This is a genomic window from Streptomyces fradiae, assembly GCF_041270065.1.
Classification (GTDB): Bacteria; Actinomycetota; Actinomycetes; order Streptomycetales; family Streptomycetaceae; genus Streptomyces.
Map to the genome: position 1 here is coordinate 4,215,290 of NZ_CP065958.1, position 16,863 is coordinate 4,232,152.

The 16,863-nt window shown below is 74.5% G+C and carries 13 protein-coding genes, 1 tRNA gene and 1 riboswitch; of the genes, 9 read left to right on the plus strand and 5 right to left on the minus strand.

Translation table 11 applies throughout. The features are described 5' to 3' along the window. Nucleotides 1-42: 42 nt before the first annotated feature. The gene (gene sigJ / locus JAO84_RS19170) at nucleotides 43-942 is read right to left on the minus strand and encodes an RNA polymerase sigma factor SigJ (RefSeq protein ID WP_370413967.1); all 900 of its coding nucleotides are present in this window, start codon (nucleotides 940-942) and stop codon (nucleotides 43-45) included. Nucleotides 943-1,125: 183 nt separating this feature from the next. Between sigJ and JAO84_RS19175 the strand changes: the two genes are divergently transcribed. The 8 genes from JAO84_RS19175 to JAO84_RS19210 all read left to right on the plus strand — a co-directional run bounded on the left by JAO84_RS19175 (nucleotide 1,126) and on the right by JAO84_RS19210 (nucleotide 8,644). Continuing rightward, nucleotides 1,126-1,638, plus strand: a complete 513-nt coding sequence (locus JAO84_RS19175) for a rhodanese-like domain-containing protein (protein WP_370413968.1) — start codon at nucleotides 1,126-1,128, stop codon at nucleotides 1,636-1,638. 64 nt (nucleotides 1,639-1,702) lie between these two features. Continuing rightward, a tRNA-Met gene (locus JAO84_RS19180) sits at nucleotides 1,703-1,776 on the plus strand. A 163-nt stretch (nucleotides 1,777-1,939) separates the two neighbouring features. Beyond that, complete coding sequence (locus JAO84_RS19185) at nucleotides 1,940-2,338, plus strand: hypothetical protein (RefSeq protein WP_370413969.1); 399 nt, start codon at nucleotides 1,940-1,942, stop codon at nucleotides 2,336-2,338. A gap of 101 nt (nucleotides 2,339-2,439) precedes the next feature. Further along, entirely contained in the window at nucleotides 2,440-3,501 is a 1,062-nt protein-coding gene (locus JAO84_RS19190; RefSeq protein WP_370413970.1) for a PLP-dependent cysteine synthase family protein, read from the plus strand. Then, nucleotides 3,498-4,844 (plus strand): MFS transporter, encoded by a 1,347-nt coding sequence (locus tag JAO84_RS19195; protein WP_370413971.1) that lies wholly within the window; start codon nucleotides 3,498-3,500, stop codon nucleotides 4,842-4,844. Before JAO84_RS19190 ends, JAO84_RS19195 begins: the two co-directional genes overlap by 4 nt. A 68-nt stretch (nucleotides 4,845-4,912) precedes the next feature. Beyond that, the gene (locus JAO84_RS19200; RefSeq protein ID WP_370413972.1) at nucleotides 4,913-6,115 is read left to right on the plus strand and encodes a PP2C family protein-serine/threonine phosphatase; all 1,203 of its coding nucleotides are present in this window, start codon (nucleotides 4,913-4,915) and stop codon (nucleotides 6,113-6,115) included. Nucleotides 6,116-6,362: 247 nt separating this feature from the next. Beyond that, nucleotides 6,363-6,509, plus strand: a riboswitch (cyclic di-AMP (ydaO/yuaA leader). 11 nt (nucleotides 6,510-6,520) lie between these two features. After that, complete coding sequence (locus tag JAO84_RS19205) at nucleotides 6,521-7,612, plus strand: M23 family metallopeptidase (protein ID WP_370413973.1); 1,092 nt, start codon at nucleotides 6,521-6,523, stop codon at nucleotides 7,610-7,612. An 84-nt stretch (nucleotides 7,613-7,696) separates the two neighbouring features. Next, a complete protein-coding gene (locus tag JAO84_RS19210; RefSeq protein WP_370413974.1) occupies nucleotides 7,697-8,644 on the plus strand; it encodes an aldo/keto reductase in 948 nt (315 codons plus the stop codon). 37 nt (nucleotides 8,645-8,681) lie between these two features. Here JAO84_RS19210 and JAO84_RS19215 read toward each other — a convergent pair whose 3' ends face one another. From JAO84_RS19215 to JAO84_RS19230, 4 genes are all read right to left on the minus strand, one after another. Further along, nucleotides 8,682-9,971, minus strand: a complete 1,290-nt coding sequence (locus JAO84_RS19215) for a PrsW family intramembrane metalloprotease (RefSeq protein WP_370416808.1) — start codon at nucleotides 9,969-9,971, stop codon at nucleotides 8,682-8,684. 267 nt (nucleotides 9,972-10,238) lie between these two features. After that, nucleotides 10,239-11,087: a tRNA (guanosine(46)-N7)-methyltransferase TrmB gene (gene trmB, locus JAO84_RS19220; protein ID WP_370413975.1), complete on the minus strand. Its 849-nt coding sequence runs from the start codon at nucleotides 11,085-11,087 to the stop codon at nucleotides 10,239-10,241. 101 nt (nucleotides 11,088-11,188) lie between these two features. Continuing rightward, a complete protein-coding gene (lhgO, locus tag JAO84_RS19225; RefSeq protein WP_370413976.1) occupies nucleotides 11,189-12,388 on the minus strand; it encodes an L-2-hydroxyglutarate oxidase in 1,200 nt (399 codons plus the stop codon). A gap of 130 nt (nucleotides 12,389-12,518) precedes the next feature. Further along, nucleotides 12,519-13,988 carry an MFS transporter gene (locus tag JAO84_RS19230; RefSeq protein WP_370413977.1) on the minus strand — a complete coding sequence of 490 codons (1,470 nt, stop codon included), beginning with the start codon at nucleotides 13,986-13,988 and terminating at the stop codon, nucleotides 12,519-12,521. Nucleotides 13,989-14,531: 543 nt separating this feature from the next. On the opposite strand from JAO84_RS19230, the gene JAO84_RS19235 reads away from it, so the two are divergent. Further along, nucleotides 14,532-16,661 carry an asparagine synthase-related protein gene (locus tag JAO84_RS19235; RefSeq protein ID WP_370413978.1) on the plus strand — a complete coding sequence of 710 codons (2,130 nt, stop codon included), beginning with the start codon at nucleotides 14,532-14,534 and terminating at the stop codon, nucleotides 16,659-16,661. Nucleotides 16,662-16,863: the final 202 nt, after the last annotated feature.

Sequence of the window (16,863 nt, forward strand, 5' to 3'; positions counted from 1 at the left end):
AGCCCGTGGCTGACACGGGCGAGCTCCACCGGCGCCTGGGGCTCAGTGCACGCCGAGTGCCGCCAGGCGTTCCGGGTCCGCCACGATGTCGATGGTGACGATGCGGTCCTCGACGATGGTGAAGGCCATGAGGCCGACCGGGACGCCGTTCGTCAGGGAGACCAGGCCGGCGGCGCCGTTGACGGTGACCGGGCGGGCGGAGTGGCGGAACTTGGAGAAGGTGAGGGCCTGGGCGGTGACCGCCTCGGCGCCGCGGATCAGCTTGGTGGCGGCCGCGGTCAGGACGCCGCCGTCGACGCGCAGCAGCACGTCCGGGTCGAGGACGGCGAGCAGGCCCTCGAAGTCGCCGGCCTGGGAGGCGGCGAGGAAGGCGTTCACGACCTCGCGCTGCTTGGTCGCGTCCGGCGCCGGGGCGGGGGTGGCGCCCTGGACGCGGCGGCGGGCGCGGCTGGCGAGCTGGCGGGTGGCGGCCGGGGTGCGGTCGACGATGGGGGCGATCTCGTCGAAGGACACCGCGAACATGTCGTGCAGCACGAAGGCGAGGCGCTCGGCCGGGGCCAGGGTCTCCAGGACGACAAGGAGTGCGAGCCCGACGGAGTCCGCGAGCAGCGCCTCCCGCTCGGGGTCGGCGGCGCCCTCCTCCCGTACGACCGGGTCGGGGATGTAGTACTCGAGCGGATCCTCGCGCCGGGCGGCGCGGGAGCGCAGCAGGTCCAGGCAGACCCGGCCGACGACGGTGGTCAGCCAGCCGCTGAGGTTGTGCACCTCGCTCACGTCGGAGCGGCTGAGCCTGAACCAGGCCTCCTGGACGGCGTCCTCCGCCTCGCTGAGCGAGCCGAGCATCCGGTACGCGACCGCCCGCAGATGCCCGCGGTCCGCCTCGAACCGTGCCGCCAGCGCATCCTGATCCAGGTCTTTCCGATCCAGGTCTTTCTCCGTCACCAGCGCTTCCCCTTCTTTGTGGTCCACACCGACATGACGGACCGGCGTCCGGGAATGTGACGGGTTCCGGTACGTGAGATCCGCGCCGCACGTCGCCGAACACCCGGGAATCCCCGGCCGAGGCCCCCGACCGCCGTGGATGGTCCCTTCAGAACGATGATCACCGTCCCTAGATTGATGACCATGACGACGACAACGCCCCAGGTCAACCCCGTGCAGCCGATCAACCCCGTGCTCCGGACGCCGCCCGCCTCCCCGGCCGCCGCCGCTGCCTACTTCTCCGCCAGCCTCGCCTTCCACGCCGACGTCTCCGACGTGGCCTCCGCCCTCGCCGAGGCCCGCGCCACCGGCGGCGACCCCGGCTTCGTCGTCCTCGACTCCCGGTCCACCGCCTCCTGGGACCAGGGCCACGTGCCCGGCGCCGTCCACCTGCCGACCGCGCTCATCGCCGAGCAGGCCGAGCAGCTCCTCGACAAGGACGTCCCCGTCGTCACGTACTGCTGGGGCCCCGGCTGCAACGGCGCCACGCGCGCCGCGCTCGCCCTCGCCGAGCTCGGGTTCCAGGTGAAGGAGATGCTGGGCGGCTTCGAGTACTGGGCGCGCGAGGGCTTCGGGTACGAGACGTGGGAAGGCCCCGCGCAGCAGGCGGCGGACCCGCTGACGGCGCCGGTCGACTCCGAGGACTGCGGCTGCTGAGAGCGGCGGCCCGGATATGGATTTCCGATTCGGGGTGACCATGCCGTAAGGTTGTGTTCACCGACGCGGGGTGGAGCAGCTCGGTAGCTCGCTGGGCTCATAACCCAGAGGTCGCAGGTTCAAATCCTGTCCCCGCTACTCAGTAGCACGAAGGCCCGGATCCAGATGATGGATCCGGGCCTTCGTCGTGCGCTCACAGTCGCAGCACGTCCGAAGTAAACGGTGGCCAAAACCGTGCTCGTCGCTTTGCCGGTCGGCGAGCGCGCCGCGTAACGTCGCGCACACTGTGGGTGATCAGCGAGTGGCTGTGCGCGAAGCCGGGCGCGAGGCAGGGCGGCGGGCTTCCGCCGTGCTCCTGCTGTTCGCGCTCTTCGCGCTGGTCGCGGGTGTCTGTCACGGCGCCCACGGGCACTCCCTGCCGCTCGCCGGCGGGCCCGGCGGTCCCGGTGTCACCGCCGCCACCGCGCCCGCGCTGCCGCACGGCTGCGAGCGGCCCGGCGAGGGCTGGTCCTTCGACGCCCATCTGCCCGCGCAGTCCACCGGGACCCAGCTGTCAGCGCCGGATGCCGCGGGCGCCGTCCTCCTCGCGTACGACGAGGTGTTTCCCGAGGCCCCGCACACGCGCTGCGTCCACGGGCGGGCCGGACCCGGCCCCGAGCCGGGCGGTCTGCTCATCGCCCTCGGAGTGAACCGGAACTGAGCCGGGCCGCGCCTCCCCACGCGACCACGGCTCCTCTTTCCGCATGCCCGCGCGCCCCACCTGGCGTGGCGCGCGACCTCACTCCTAGGGAAGCGACCCCCATGACGCACCCCGCCCACCTCCTCTCCGTCGCCGGTCAGACCGTCGGCAACACCCCCGTGCTGTGGATGGACGACGGCTACTGGGCCAAGCTCGAAGGCTTCAACTTCGGCGGCATCAAGGACCGCGCCGCGCTCCACATGGTCGAGGCGGCCCGCCGCCGCGGCGAGCTGCGGCCCGGCGCGCCGATCGTCGAGTCCACCTCCGGGACGCTCGGGCTCGGCCTCGCGCTCGCCGGGATCCTGCACGGGCACCCGGTCCACGTCGTCACCGACCCCGGGCTCGAACCGATCGTGGAACGGATGCTGACCGCCCACGGCGCGCACGTCCACGTCGTGCCGGAGCCCAGTCCGTACGGCGGCTGGCAGCAGGCCCGGATGGACCGGGTGGCCGAGCTGCTGCTCGCGCTCCCCGAGGCCTGGTGGCCCAACCAGTACGGGAACCCCGACAACCCCGAGGCGTACGCCGGGCTCGCCGCCGAGCTCGCCGAGCAGCTCGACCGGATCGACGTGCTGGTCTGCGCGGTCGGCACCGGCGGCCACTCGGCCGGCATCTCCCGTGCGCTGCGGGCCGGTTCGAGTCCGGCCCTGGAGCTCGTCGGGGTCGACTCGATCGCCTCGACCGTCTTCGGGCTGCCCGCCGGACCCCGTCTGATGCGCGGTCTCGGCTCCTCCATCCACCCGGGCAACGTGGACCACGGCGCCTTCGACGAGGTGCACTGGGTGGGTCCGGCCGAGGCGGTACGGGCGGCCCGCCGCCTGGCCGCCCGGCAGTTCGCGACCGGCGGCTGGAGCGTCGGCGCGGTCGCGCTGGTGGCCGGCTGGCTGGCCCGTACCCGCCCGCGCGGCACCCGGATCGCCGCCGTCTTCCCCGACGGGCCGCAGCGCTATTTCGACACGGTCTTCAACGACGAGTACTGCGCGGCGCACGGACTGCTCGACGGTCCCGTACGGGAGGAGCCGGCCGCCTTCGCCGACGGCGAGCCGGTCAGCGGCTGGACCCGGCGGGTGCTGGACCGTACCCGTACCTGTACCCGTACGGGTCGCGAGGAGTCGGTCCGATGAGCGCCACGACTCGGCCCGCCCAGGGCGGGACCAAGGGCGGGATCTGGAAGCAGACGCGCACCTTCGACCCGGCCGTGCGGCTGCTCTTCCTCAACCAGCTCACCATCAACCTCGGCTTCTACATGCTGATGCCGTATCTGGCCGCCCATCTCGCCGACGGCCTCGGCATGGCGGCCTGGGCGGTCGGGCTCGTGCTCGGCGCCCGGAACCTGTCCCAGCAGGGCATGTTCCTGGTCGGCGGCGCGCTCGCCGACCGGCTCGGCTTCAAGCCGCTGATCGTGGCCGGGTGCGCGCTGCGGACGGTCGGTTTCGGCGCGCTCGCCTTCGCGCAGTCGCTGCCGGCGCTGCTCGCCGCCTCGCTGGCGACCGGCCTCGCCGGGGCGCTGTTCAACCCGGCGGTGCGGGCCTATCTGGCGGCGGAGGCCGGGGAGGAGCGGCGCGTCCAGGCGTTCGCCCTGTTCAACGCGTACTACCAGGCGGGCATTCTGCTCGGGCCGCTCGTCGGGGTGGCCCTGACAGGGGTGTCGTTCCGGCTGACGTGCGTGGTGGCGGCGCTGCTGTTCGCCGCGCTCACCGCCGTACAGCTGCGGCATCTGCCCGTACGGAGGAAGGCGGCGGAGGACCCGGAGGGGGAGGCCCCTGACGGGGAGGCCCTTCCGGGGGAGGCGCGCGGGCAGTTCCGAACGGTGCTCGGCAACCGCACCTTCTGGCTGTTCTCGCTGGCCATGACCGGCTCGTACGTGCTGTCCTTCCAGGTCTATCTGGCGCTGCCGCTGGCCGCGGACGGCACGGCGGCGACCACCGCGCTGTTCGTGGTGTCGGCCCTGGTGGCGCTTGCCGGGCAGCTGCGGATCACCGCGTGGTGCCGGGCGCGGCTGTCGCGGGAGCGGTGTCTGGTGCTCGGCCTCGGGCTGATGGGGGCGGCGTTCCTGGTGCCGGCCGCGCTCGGGCGGCCGCTCGCGGCGCTGCTGCTGTGCGCGGCGGTGCTCGCCGTGGCGAACGCCGTGCTCTACCCGTACGAGATGGACACCGTGGTCGCGCTGTCCCGGGGGCGCTGGGTGGCCACCCACTACGGGCTCTACAACACGGTCTGCGGGATCGGCATCACCCTGGGGAACCTGGGGACGGGCGTGCTGCTCGACGCGACCGGCTGGTCGGCCGGGCAGTCGACCGGCTGGTCGACCGGCCGGGCGGCGGTGCCCTGGCTGGTGCTGTGCGCGGTCGGGCTCGGCTGCGCGGCGGCCATGGCGGCGCTGGCGCGGGGCGGGCGGCTCGCCGAGCGCCCCGCCGTGACCGCCGTACGCCAGTCGGCCGAGGAGGAGTCGCCGACCCCTACGGGCTGACGGACCCTGGGGTGGTCCCGGTGCTGTTCGCGGCCGGGCGCAGCGCATCCAGGTCAGGGAGAGCACAGGTGGGGCGAGCAGCGGGAGCGCCGGGCGGGCCCGGTGGTGTGCCGGGGGTCTGGCCCGGGGGCGACGGCGCCCCCGGCTCGTACCGCGGTGCCCGGCGCTTCCTGCGGGCCCTGCCCCCGCTGGTGATCGTCGGCGGGATCGTCTACGACCTGACCACTCCGCCGGTGTACACCGCGGCGCCGCTGTTCTCGGCGGCGCCGCTGATCGCCGCCCCGTTCTTCTCCACCCTGACGACGCTGCTCACCGGGATCGTGGCGGTCGTGGCCAGCGTCGGGCTGCACCACTACGACTCCACCGCCCACACGATCCAGTCGCTCACGGAGTCCTTCACGGTCCTCACGGTCGCGGCGCTCGCGGTGTTCATCAGCCGGGTGGTGCGGCGCAGCGGGGAACGGCTCGCGTCGGCGCGGGTGATCGCCGAGACGGCGCAGCGGGCGGTGCTGCCGGCGCCGGCCGAGCGGATCGGCGGGCTGCAGATCGCGGCTCGGTACGAGGCGGCGCAGGCCGACGCGTTCATCGGCGGCGATCTGTTCGCGGTCCAGGACACGCCCTTCGGGGTACGGCTGGTGGTCGGCGACGTACGGGGCAAGGGGCTCGGCGCGGTCGAGGCGGTCGCGGTGGTCATCGGCGCCTTCCGGGAGGCGGCCGAGCAGGAGGCGACCCTGGAGGGCGTGGCGGAGCGGCTCGAACGGGCGCTGGCCCGGGAGGCCACGCGGCGGACCGGGTTCGACGCCTTCGAGGGGTTCACGACGGCGGTGCTCGCCGAGATCCCGGGCGGCGACCGGGTGGTCCGGGTGGTCAACCGGGGGCATCCGGAGCCGCTGCTGCTGCACGCGGACGGCGGGGTCGAGCCGTTGCTGCCGAGCGAGGCCGCGCTGCCGCTGGGCATGGGGGAGTTGGCGGTGTGGCCGGACCGGGCGGACGTGACCCCGTACCCGCCGGGCGCGACGCTGCTGTTCTACACGGACGGGCTTTCGGAGGCGCGGGACGCGACGGGCGCGTTCTACGACCCGAAGGGGCGGCTCGCGGGGCGGATCTTCCCCGGGCCCGAGGAGGTGCTCGACGCGCTGGTGGCGGATGTGCGCCGGTACACGGGCGGGGCCACGACGGACGACATGGCGCTGCTCGCGGTGAGCCGCCCGGCGGCGGGCCAGCCGGAGCGGCGCCGCACGATGCCGGTGGTGCCGGGCGACGACGGGTGAGGACGGCTGACACCCGGGCGATGCGCGGGGCGATGACGGGGGGTAGTCGGAGGGTCTCCCTGCGATAACAATTGACGTAACGTCAGATTCCTTGTGTGAACGGCTTGCTTTCTGAGGGGCGTTCAACTCGGGCGATTCCCTCCCAATTCAGCTAATGATCAAGAGGAACAGCTTGGAATCGGAGGGCCGTGTCTATTAACGTTCGATAACGCAGCGCGGTCGTCACAGCCGTCGCAAGAGACGGCACCGTGCGCGTGCGCCGAATTCCGCAAGGGAACCGGGGAACCACCACTTGGGGTGAATCGGGCCTCACCGCACACGTGCGGCAGGCCCGTAGGAGACCTTCCTGCTCCGAACCCGTCAGCTAACCCGGTAGGCGAGAAGGAAGGAAAGGAGAGCGCCTCCGTGGCGTCCAACACCCCTGCTCCGCAAACCCCCTTCGCCTCCTACGACGCCGCCGGTGCGGCGGGCGCCCTGGACGGGGGCGCGGAGGAGTGGAACCCCACCGAGGACTCCCTGCGGGCGCAGAACCGATCCGGCGGACGACACCGTGTCGTGAAGCAGCGCTCCAACTTCGCGCGTTCCTCCACCGTTCTGGGTGTCGGCGTCATCGCCGCGGTCGGTGCCGGCGGTCTGGCCACCGCGCAGCAGAAGCCCCCGGTCTCGATCGCCCTCCCGGACGTCGACCTGCCCGACGCCTCGGACCTGCCCGGTGTCGGCGCGCTGATCGGCTCCGACGACCACAAGTCCGCCGACACCGCGGGCAACAACACCCAGCCGCTCACCGCGCTGACCTACACCACCACCGAGACCGCCGCGCAGGGCGCCGGCGGCGGCGAGGCGGCGACCGGGACGAAGACGACCGCCGACGCCGGCGAGGCGCTGCGCGCCCGCATCCTCCAGCAGGCCGAGCAGCAGCAGGCCGCCGCCGACGCCGCCGAACGGGAGGCGGCGGAGAAGGCCGCGGCCGAGAAGGCGGCGGCGGAGGCCCAGGCCAAGGCCGACGCGGCGGAGAAGGCGGCCGCCGAGGCGAAGAAGAAGGCCGAGGAGGAGGCCGCGGCGAAGGCCGAGGCCGAGCGCCTGGCCAAGCTCGCCGCCAGCTACGCGCTGCCGACCTCCTCGTACACGCTGACCTCCACCTTCGGCCAGGCCGGCTCCATGTGGTCTTCCGGCTACCACACCGGCCTCGACTTCGCCGCCCCCACCGGCACCCCGGTCAAGGCCGTGCACGGCGCCACCGTGAAGTCGGCCGGCTGGTCCGGCTCGTACGGCTACCGGATCGTCCTGGAGCTCGAGGACGGCACCGAGGTCTGGTACTGCCACCTCTCCTCCATGACGGTCGGCGTCGGCCAGTCCGTCGGCACCGGCGAGACCATCGGCCGCGTCGGCGCCACGGGCAACGTCACGGGCCCCCACCTCCACCTGGAGGTGCACACCCCGTCCGGCACCGGCATCGACCCGATGGGCTGGCTGCAGGACAAGGGCCTGTCCGTCTGAGTCCGGTACGTCGGATCCGGTACGGCTGAGTCCCGCGGGTCGGCATGCGGAATAGCGGCGGCGGCGCCGGGAGTTGATCTCCGTATGACTTCTCTGCGCCGACTCGGCACCTCCGACCTGCAGGTCTTCCCGCTCGCCCTCGGCGGCAACGTCTTCGGCTGGAGCGCGGACGAGGCGCAGTCCTTCGCCGTGCTCGACGCCTACGCCGCCGCCGGCGGCAACTTCGTCGACACCGCCGACGTCTACTCGGCCTGGGCGGAGGGCAACGAGGGCGGCGAGTCCGAGACGGTCATCCGCCGCTGGCTGGCCTCCCGCGGCAACCGCTCCGACATCCTCGTCGCCACCAAGGTCGGCGCCCACCCCGGCTTCAAGGGCCTGGACGCGCCCACCATCAAGGCCGCCGCCGAGGAGTCGCTGCGCCGGCTCGGCACGGACCACATCGACCTCTACTACACCCACTTCGACGACGAGTCCGTCCCGGTGGAGGAGATCGTCACCGCCCTGGACCAGCTGGTGAAGGACGGCAAGGTGCGCGCCGTCGCCGCCTCCAACATCTCCCCGGAGCGGCTGCGGGCCTCGCTCGACTTCGCCGAGGCTGAGGGCCTGACCCGTTACGTGGCGCTCCAGCCGCAGTACAACCTGGTCTCCCGCGACACGTACGAGGGCCCGCTCCTCGACGTCGTCGAGCAGGGCGGCCTCGCGGCCGTGCCGTACTACGGGCTCGCGGCCGGCTTCCTCACCGGCAAGTACCGCGCGGGCAGCACCGTGGACAGCGTCCGCGCCGCCGGTGCCGGCCGGCACCTGGAGACCGAGCGCGGCCGGCGGGTGCTCGCCGCCCTCGACGCGGTCGCCGAGGCCCGCGGCGCCGAGCTCGCCACCGTCGCCCTCGCCTGGCTCGCCTCCCGCCCCACCGTCGCCGCCCCGATCGCCTCGGCCCGTACGGTCGAGCAGCTCCCGGCCCTCGTCGCGGTCGCCGACCTGGAGCTCACGGAGGCGGAGCTCGCCACCCTGACGGAGGCGTCGGCGGTCTGAGGCCGTGGCCGGTGGCCGGGGCCCCCGCCCGTGGCCGCTAGCTCCGGTACGGGTTGAAGCCGCCGTAGTCCAGGTACTGCGGCGGCGACCACACCTGGCCCGTCGCCCGGGCCGCGTACGTCAGCGCGGGCGAGGCCACCTGGCGGCGCTGCCACAGGTGGTGCAGCAGCTCCTGCTCGCGGGCGGTGAAGTCCTGCGGGACCTGGCCGCGGCGGGCCCGGTGGCGCAGGAAGGCCAGGGTGGTGGCGAAGGCCTCGTACTCGCCGACCGCCTGCGCGCCCGGCTTGCCGAAGGCGCGGGCCGCATAGCCGCGGGCCATCGAGCGGGCCCGCATCGAGGAGAGCGCGAGCGGTTCGTCGAGGGCGAGCCAGCCGGCCGTCGCGTAGGCCGGGAGCTCGCCGGATATCGTCCGCAGCTCCTTCTGCCGGCTCCATATCGCGAGCCAGGTCAGCAGGCCGAAGACCGGCACCATGAACATGCCGTAGACCAGGACGAAGGCCAGCGGGTGGAAGGTCGCCGAGCCGTTCCACATGGCGTGCAGGCCCATCGCGAGGAGCAGGCCGGCCAGCGGCAGCAGCCACAGCCGGGTGCGGCGGAAGCGGGCACCGGCCGGGAGCAGCGCGGCGAAGCCGAGGCCGAGGCCGGTGAGCGAGGTGAACAGCGGGTGCGCGAAAGGGGACATGATGACCCGCGCGAAGAACGTGGCCATCGTGGTGCCGAGCCCGCCCGAGCCGAGATCCTGGTCCTCGCCGAACGCATTGCCCAGATAGAGGATGTTCTCCGTGAACGCGAAGCCGGTGGCCGTGAAGCCCGCGTAGACCAGGCCGTCGACCGGGCCCGTGAAGTCCCGGCGGCGGAAGAGGAAGAGCAGCAGCACCGCCGCGCCCTTGGCGGTCTCCTCCACGACGGGTGCGACGGCGGTCGCGCCGAGGGACTCGGCGGAGCCGGGATCGGCGGTGGCGCTGCTGATCCACTCCACGGCGAAGGAGTTGGCGAAGATCGCGACCAGCGTCGAGGCGAACGCGCCCCAGGCGAGCGCGAACAGCAGGTTCTTCCACGGGGCCGGCTCGACCCGGTCGAGCCAGCGGAAGGCGAACACGAGCAGCGGCACCGGCAGCACGGCGAGGCCCAGACCCACCAGGAAGCCCTCGGTGCCGGTCTCCTTGCGCACGATCGCCAGGATCACCAGCGCGCACAGCGCGAGCACGGTGATCAGGGCGATCGCCCGGACCAGCCGGCTGCGCCAGACCCTGCGCGGCTTGTAGCGCCACTTGGACCGCTCCGGCACGGCGGCGAAGTCCGGTTGCTCGCTCTCGAGCTCGGGCACGGGAGCGGGCGCGGGGACGAACGCCCGGGTGGGGGCGCCCGCCTGCGCGGGGACGGATGCAGGCTCGGCGACCGGACCCGTGGCGGGTCCGGTGGCAGGTCCTGCGATGCGATTCGACGACACGCAACGACCCTAACCAGCGGCACCGACAGCGGCGAGGGGGTTCTTCCAGCCTGTGGATAACTCGATACCGTCCTCGATACCGTCCTCGACGACGGGCCGGTGTCGAGGACGGTGTCGCGCCCGGTGCCGTGCCCGGCGCCGGGGCTACCGGCGGTGGAACAGCAGGTCGTGGACGACGTGCCCCTTGTCCAGGCCCTGGCCCTCGAAGCGGGTCAGCGGCCGGAAACCGGGCCGGGGCGCGTAGCCGCCGTCGGCCTGGCTGTTCTCGAAGTCGGGGTGCGCGGTCAGCACCTCCAGCATCTGCTCCGCGTACGGCTCCCAGTCCGTGGCGCAGTGCAGCAGCCCGCCCTTGGCGAGCCGGGGCGCGAGCAGCGTGAGGAAGTCCGGCTGGATCAGGCGCCGCTTGTGGTGGCGGCTCTTCGGCCAGGGGTCCGGGAAGTAGACCCGGCAGCCGGCGAGGGACTCCGGCGGGAGCATCTCGCGCAGCAGGATGATCGCGTCGCCGTTGGCGACCCGGACGTTGGTGAGCCCGTTCCGGTCGGCGAGGCCGAGCAGATTGCCCTGGCCGGGGGTGTGGACGTCCACGGCGAGGATGCCGGTACCGGGGTCGGCGGCGGCCATCTGCGCGGTGGCCTCGCCCATGCCGAAGCCGATCTCCAGGACGACCGGCAGCCCGCCGAACATCTCGTCCAGGTCGAGCACCCGCTTGCCGTCGATGTCGAGGCCCCAGTCGGGCCAGCGCTTCAGCATGGCCTCGGCCTGGCCGGCGGTGACCCGGCTGCGGCGCGGCTGGAAGCTGCGGATCCGCCGCTCGTAGTGCGAGCCCGCCGGGTCCGGCAGGGGGCCCTCGCCGGGCGCGAACCGCTGGCTGCCGAGCCGTACGACGCGCTGCTGGGCGCGCTGCTCGTCGTGCTGCTCGCGTTCTCCGGCGGAGTCGGGGGCAGGGGCCGGGACCGGGGCGGTGTGCGGGGTGTTCTCAGGCTGCTCAGACACAATGCCCCGATTCTACGGGGCGGGGCGCGGGTCCTGCCGGGCCGCGGGCGCCGGCGGGCGGGCCCCGCCGGCTGCATCCGCTGGTCGGGCGCCCGCGCGCCCTACAGCTGGGCCAGCGCCCGGCCCGCGACCTCGCGGCCGATCGGCAGCGAGGCGGTCGCCGCCGGGGACGGCGCGTTGAGCACGTGCACGGTGCGGGTGGACTCCCGGATCAGGAAGTCGTCGACCAGGGTGCCGTCCTTCAGGACGGCCTGGGCCCGCACGCCCGGGGTGGTCCGGCGCAGGTCGCGCTCCTCGACGAGCGGCAGCATCCGCCGAACCGCCTCGGTGAAGGCGCGCTTGGACAGGGAGCGGTGCAGCTCGCCCGCCCCGTAGCGCCAGTGTTCCCGGGCGATGGCCCAGCTGCCAGGCCAGGCCAGGGTGCCGGCGAGGTCGCGGGGGCGGACGACCGTCCAGCCGTAGCCCTCGCGGGCGAGCGCCGGGACCGCGTTCGGCCCGACGTGGACGCCGCCGTCGATGCCGCGGGTCAGATGGACGCCGAGGAAGGGGAAGGCGGGGTCGGGCACCGGATAGACCAGGCCGCGGACCAGGGAGGGGTCGGTCAGCTCGTAGTACTCCCCGCGGAAGGGGACGATCCGCATCTCCGGGTCGTCGCCCGCGAGCCGCGCGACCCGGTCGCAGTGCAGGCCCGCGCAGTTCACCAGGACCCGGCCGCGCACCACCCGCCCGGCGGCGGTGCGCACCGCCACGCCCCAGGGGCGGCGGTCGATCTGCGCCACGGGCGAGCCGTAGAGGATGCGGGCGCCGGAGGCCTCGGCGAGCCTGGCCGCCACCTGCCCGTAGTCGACGATGCCCGTGCTGCCGACGTGGATCGCGGCCAGGCCGCGCACCCGCGGCTCGTACTCGGTGATCTGCGCGGGGCCGAGCTCGCGGACCGGGATCCCGTTCTCCCGGCCGCGCTGCACGAGCGCGTGCAGGCGGGGCAGCTCCTCGCGGTCGGTGGCGACGATCAGCTTCCCGGTGACCTCGTGGGGGATGCCGTACTCCGCGCAGAACTTGACCATCTCGGCCGCGCCCTCGACCGCGAAGCGGGCCTTGAGCGAGCCGGGCCGGTAATAGATCCCGCTGTGGATCACGCCGCTGTTCCGCCCGGTCTGGTGGCGGGCCGGGGCGTGCTCCTTCTCCAGGACGGTGACCCGGGTGCCGGGCGCGGCGCGCGTGATCGCGTACGCGGTTGACAGACCGACGATCCCGCCGCCGATCACGAGCACGTCACAGTCGTAGCGGTCCGACCTGGACACCAGCGCCACCTCCCACCCCTGATAGTGCACTGGCCCACTGACATCCCGGCTAAACCGACCGCACCGTGGGACGAGTGTCACGCCGGTGCGGGCCGGTCGCGGCCCGGCCGCCGCGACGGCGTCGGGCCGGTCATGCGGGGGCCACGAGCAGCGGGCGGGCCCGCTCGCGGAGCTCCATGACGCGGGGCTCGTCCCCGTACGGTTCGAGCCGGTGCAGCAGGTCCCGTACGTACTCGGTGGTGCGGGCGGAGGAGATCCGTCCGGCCACCTCCACCGCGCGCGTGCCGGCGGCGCAGGCCGCGTCCAGGTTGCCGGACTCCAGCTCGGCGACGGCCGACACCACGAGCCGCAGGCCGTGCGAGCGCACGTACTCCTCGGTGGGCCGGGACAGCGCCTGTTCGGTGAAGCGGCGCACCTGCCGGGGCAGCTTCAGGTCGCGGTAGCACTCGGCGGCGTCGGCGCAGAACCGGTCGTACGTGTAGAAGCCGAGCCAGCTCGGGTCGGGGTCGCCCTCGCGGGAGCGCTCCAGCCAGCCCTCGGCGGCCTTGAGCGCGGCGGCGGCCGCGCTGCCGTCGCCGGCCTTGGCGTGCGCGCGGGCCTCGACGAGCCGGAAGAAGGACATGGTGCGGGCGGTGGCCAGGCCCCGGTTGCGTTCGAGGGCGGCCTGGGCGAGGTCGACGCCCTCGTCGGCGAAGCCCCGGTAGGTGGCCTGGAGCGACATGGAGGCCAGGACGTATCCGCCGAGCGGCACGTCGGCGGCGGCGCGGGCGAGCCGCAGTGCCTGGATGTAGTAGCGCTGGGCGGCCTCCTGCTGGCCGGTGTCGAAGGCCATCCAGCCGGCGAGCCGGGTCAGCTCGGCGGTGGCGCCGAACAGGGCGCGGCCGACTTCGTCGGAGTACGAGCCGAGCAGCAGGGGTGCGGCGTCCACGCGTAAGCACTCGGGGACCATGGAGGAGCGCCAGTCGCCGCCGCCGTACTTGGAGTCCCAGCGGCGGGCGTCCTCGGCGGCCTCGCGCAGTTTGGCGACGTCGCTGTGTCCCACGCGCGCGTGCTCCGCGATCTCGGCCCCCGCCACCCCAGCGACTGCCGGGCCCGGGCCGGGGGCCACGGGTGCGGGACGCGGGGCCGGGCGCTCGACCGACGGGTCGGCGGGGGTGATCAGCCAGCGGGAGGCGGGCGTCGCGTAGGCGCTCACCGAGAAGGAGCCCGCGAGGGACTGCCATATGCCGCTGCCGCCGCGCCGGCCGGCGAGATCCAGCCGGTACAGGTCGGTGGCGGAGCGGACCGCCTCGCCGACGTCGCGCGGGAAGGCGAGGCCCACTTCGGGCGCCGGGTCGGCGTCGGCGAGCCCGATCTCGTGCAGCGGGACGGGCCGGCCGAGCTTCTGGCCGATGGCGGCGGCGATCAGATGGGGGGCGGCGCCCTGCGGCACCATCCCCTTGGAGACCCACCGGGCCACCGAGGTCTTGTCGTAGCGGAGCGTCAGGCCCCGCTGCGCACCGAGATCGTTGACGCGCCGGGCGAGCCCGGCATTGCTGATTCCCGCGAGGGCGAGAACCGTGCCGAGCTTTTCGTTCGGCCCGCGTTGCTCCCTGGACATGACGCCACCCCTCGACAACGACACCCGGACGCCGCCACGACGCCGGGCATAGGCGTGCGGCATTCGTAAGCACAGCGTAGTTCGCCGGATCCCGACCGTTAAGGGGCGGTGTTCCGTATGGCGAGATTGTTGTGGGATGGAATGAGCGGCGGTCCGCGCCGGGTTCCTCGTGCTCCCGCCGTGTGGCCGTGCGCCCGCCCGTGCGCTCTCGTCCGTGACCCGGGGGAGCGCTTCCATGAGTGCTGCGTGGGTCGGCCCACTTGGCCGAGGACCGATGTCCCGGACCGGGTGGGCTGGGGGACACCGTCGCCCCAATCCCCGCGGGCGGCGGACGGCTCCGGGAGGCGTTCGCCTCCCGGACTGTCGCACAAACCCCCGCCCCGCCGGGCAGTTGAGATTGGCCGAATTCCGATGGTTCGGTGAGTCGTCTCAACTGGCCCATGCCAGGGGCGCATTCGCGCTTGTCGCGATGCGACCCGTGATACCCCCTGTGCGCCGTCGGCATGGCAGCATGTCCTCCACTCGACCTTTGTGGAGGCGGCGATGCGGTGGCTGGTGGGCTGGAGCAGTGTCGCCGCGCGCTTCGGTGCCGCGCCCACCGCGCCGCCCGGCTCCCCGGGATCCGCCGGCGCGGTCGGTGACCCGGGCGAGGGGCGCACGGTGCACCCGGTGGGCGCGCAACTCCTGTGGGGCGACCCGGATCCGCTGTGGGCGGTCGGCGACTGGCGGCCCGACGAGGTGCGCCTGGTGGACGTCGACGCGCAGACCCGGCTCGCCGTCCTCGGCTGCTGCGCCGCGAGCGACGAGGAGCTGCGGCGCGGACTGCTGACCGCGCGCGGGGGCGCACTGCGGCATCTGACCGCCTGGGCGGGCAGCTACACCGCCGTGGTGAAGACCGGCCGCCGGATCACCGTCACCGGTGATCTCGCGGGCGCCCGGCCGGTGTTCCACACCCCGTGGGCGGGCGGCACCGCCTTCGGCACCGCCGCGCTGCCGCTCGCCGACCTCACCGAGGCGCAGCTCGACATCGGGCACCTGGCGGCGCTCCTCGCCTGCCCCGAGACCCCGGAGGCGCTGCGCGACTCCACCCCGTACGAGGGGGTCCGCCGGGTGCCGCCGGGGCACGCGCTGATCCTGCGCGAGGGCTCCCGCGAGATCACCGGTTACGAGACGGTCGCCTCGCTCGCCGTGGCCGCGCCCGAGGCCGATCCGCGGCAGGCCGTGGAGGCGGTGCGGGACGCGCTGGTCGACGCGGTACGGGCCCGGCTCACCGCGCCACGGCACGCGCCCGAGGTGCCGCTGCCCGACCCGGGCCCGGTGCCCGGCATGGGGCCCGCCGACCGGCGCGCGGCCCGTGGCGGCGCGCCCGCGCCCGGCATCGGCGCCGATCTGTCCGGCGGCAGCGCGTCGGGCACCCTGGCGCTGCTCGCGGCCGGACTGCCGGGGGTGCCCGGCACGGTCCTCGGGCACGGCACGGGCGCGGGGGAGCGGCTCCTTGCCGTCACCTTCAACGACCTGACCGGGCCCGGCAGTCAGGAGGAGCTGGGCCGGGCCCGCGAGATCGCCGCCAACCCGCGGCTGCACCACGTGGTCGTCGCGGCGGGCGAGGAGGCCCTGCCGTACGCCGAGCTCGAAGGGCCGCTGACGGACGAGCCCGGCCCCTCTTTGGTGACGGCCGAACGGCACCGGCGGCGGCTCGCGGGCGGCAGCGCCGACCACTTCACCGGCTTCGGGGCCCGGCAGGTCCTGGACGCCCACCCGGCGCGCCTCGCCGACCTCCTGATGGACCGCCGGCGCCGTTCCCTGGTGCGGCCGGTGACCGCGCTCGCCAAGGCCAGCGGGCCGTCGGCGGGCGCGCTCCTGGTGCCGCTGCAGGTCTACCGGGCGGCGCGCCGGCTCGCCCGTACGCCGTACCGGACCGGTCTGGAGGCCGCCGCCACGCGCGTGCTCGAGGCCAACCGGGCGCCCGCCGGGGCGCACGGCCCCCTGGAGGCCTCGCTGTCCGCGCTCGCCTGGTCCCGGCCGGGGCCCGCGGCGCGCTGGCTGACCGGGGAGGCGCTGGCCGAGGTGTCGGTCCGGCTCAACCGGGCGGCCACGCTGCCGGCCTCCGTGCAGCGCCCGGGCGAGGCACGCGCGCGTGCCGCCCTCGCGCGGTCCGCCGCCGACCTGCGGGTCCTGGAGCAGGCGGCGGAGATCCGCAGCCAGCGCCTGCACGCCCCGTTCCTGGACAACCAGGTGGTACGGGCCTGCCGCGACCTGCCGGAATCGCTGCGGGTCCAGCCCGACGCGCGCGCGGGCGTGCTGCGCACCGTCCTCGCCGGCGCCGGCATCCACGACCTTCCGCCCGGCTGGGGCGCCCCGCACCCCGCCGTCCCGGCCGCCGCCACCCGCGCGGGCCTGCGCGCCGCGCTCCCCCACCTGCTGGCCCTCTTCGACGCGCCGCTCCTCGCCGACGCGGGCCTGATCGAGGCCCGCGTGGTCCGCCGCGCCCTGCGCGCCGCCACCGACGGCGAACCCGTCCCCCTCGACGGCCTCGCCGACCTGATCTCCACCGAACTCTGGCTCCGCCGCCTCCTCGCCCGCCGCGGCTCCTGCTGGACGGGCACCGCCGCCCCCCGGCACCGCGCGGTGCCGGGGCCGCTGATCCCGACGGCACGGTCGCTGCCGGCCTAGGGGGGCCTCCGAGGGTCGGGGGCCGGGGCCGGTGCCTGCACGCCCCCTCTCCCGTACGACCAGGTGGTCGGGCCCGCCGCGACCTGCGGGCGCCTGCCCGTCCCGCCCGCCCGTCCACAGCCTGGGGACAAGCCGGCGGCGCGCGCGACCCGCGCGCCCCTGTCCGGAGAAACCCCGAGGCGATCGGCGGGGGCAGCCGCGA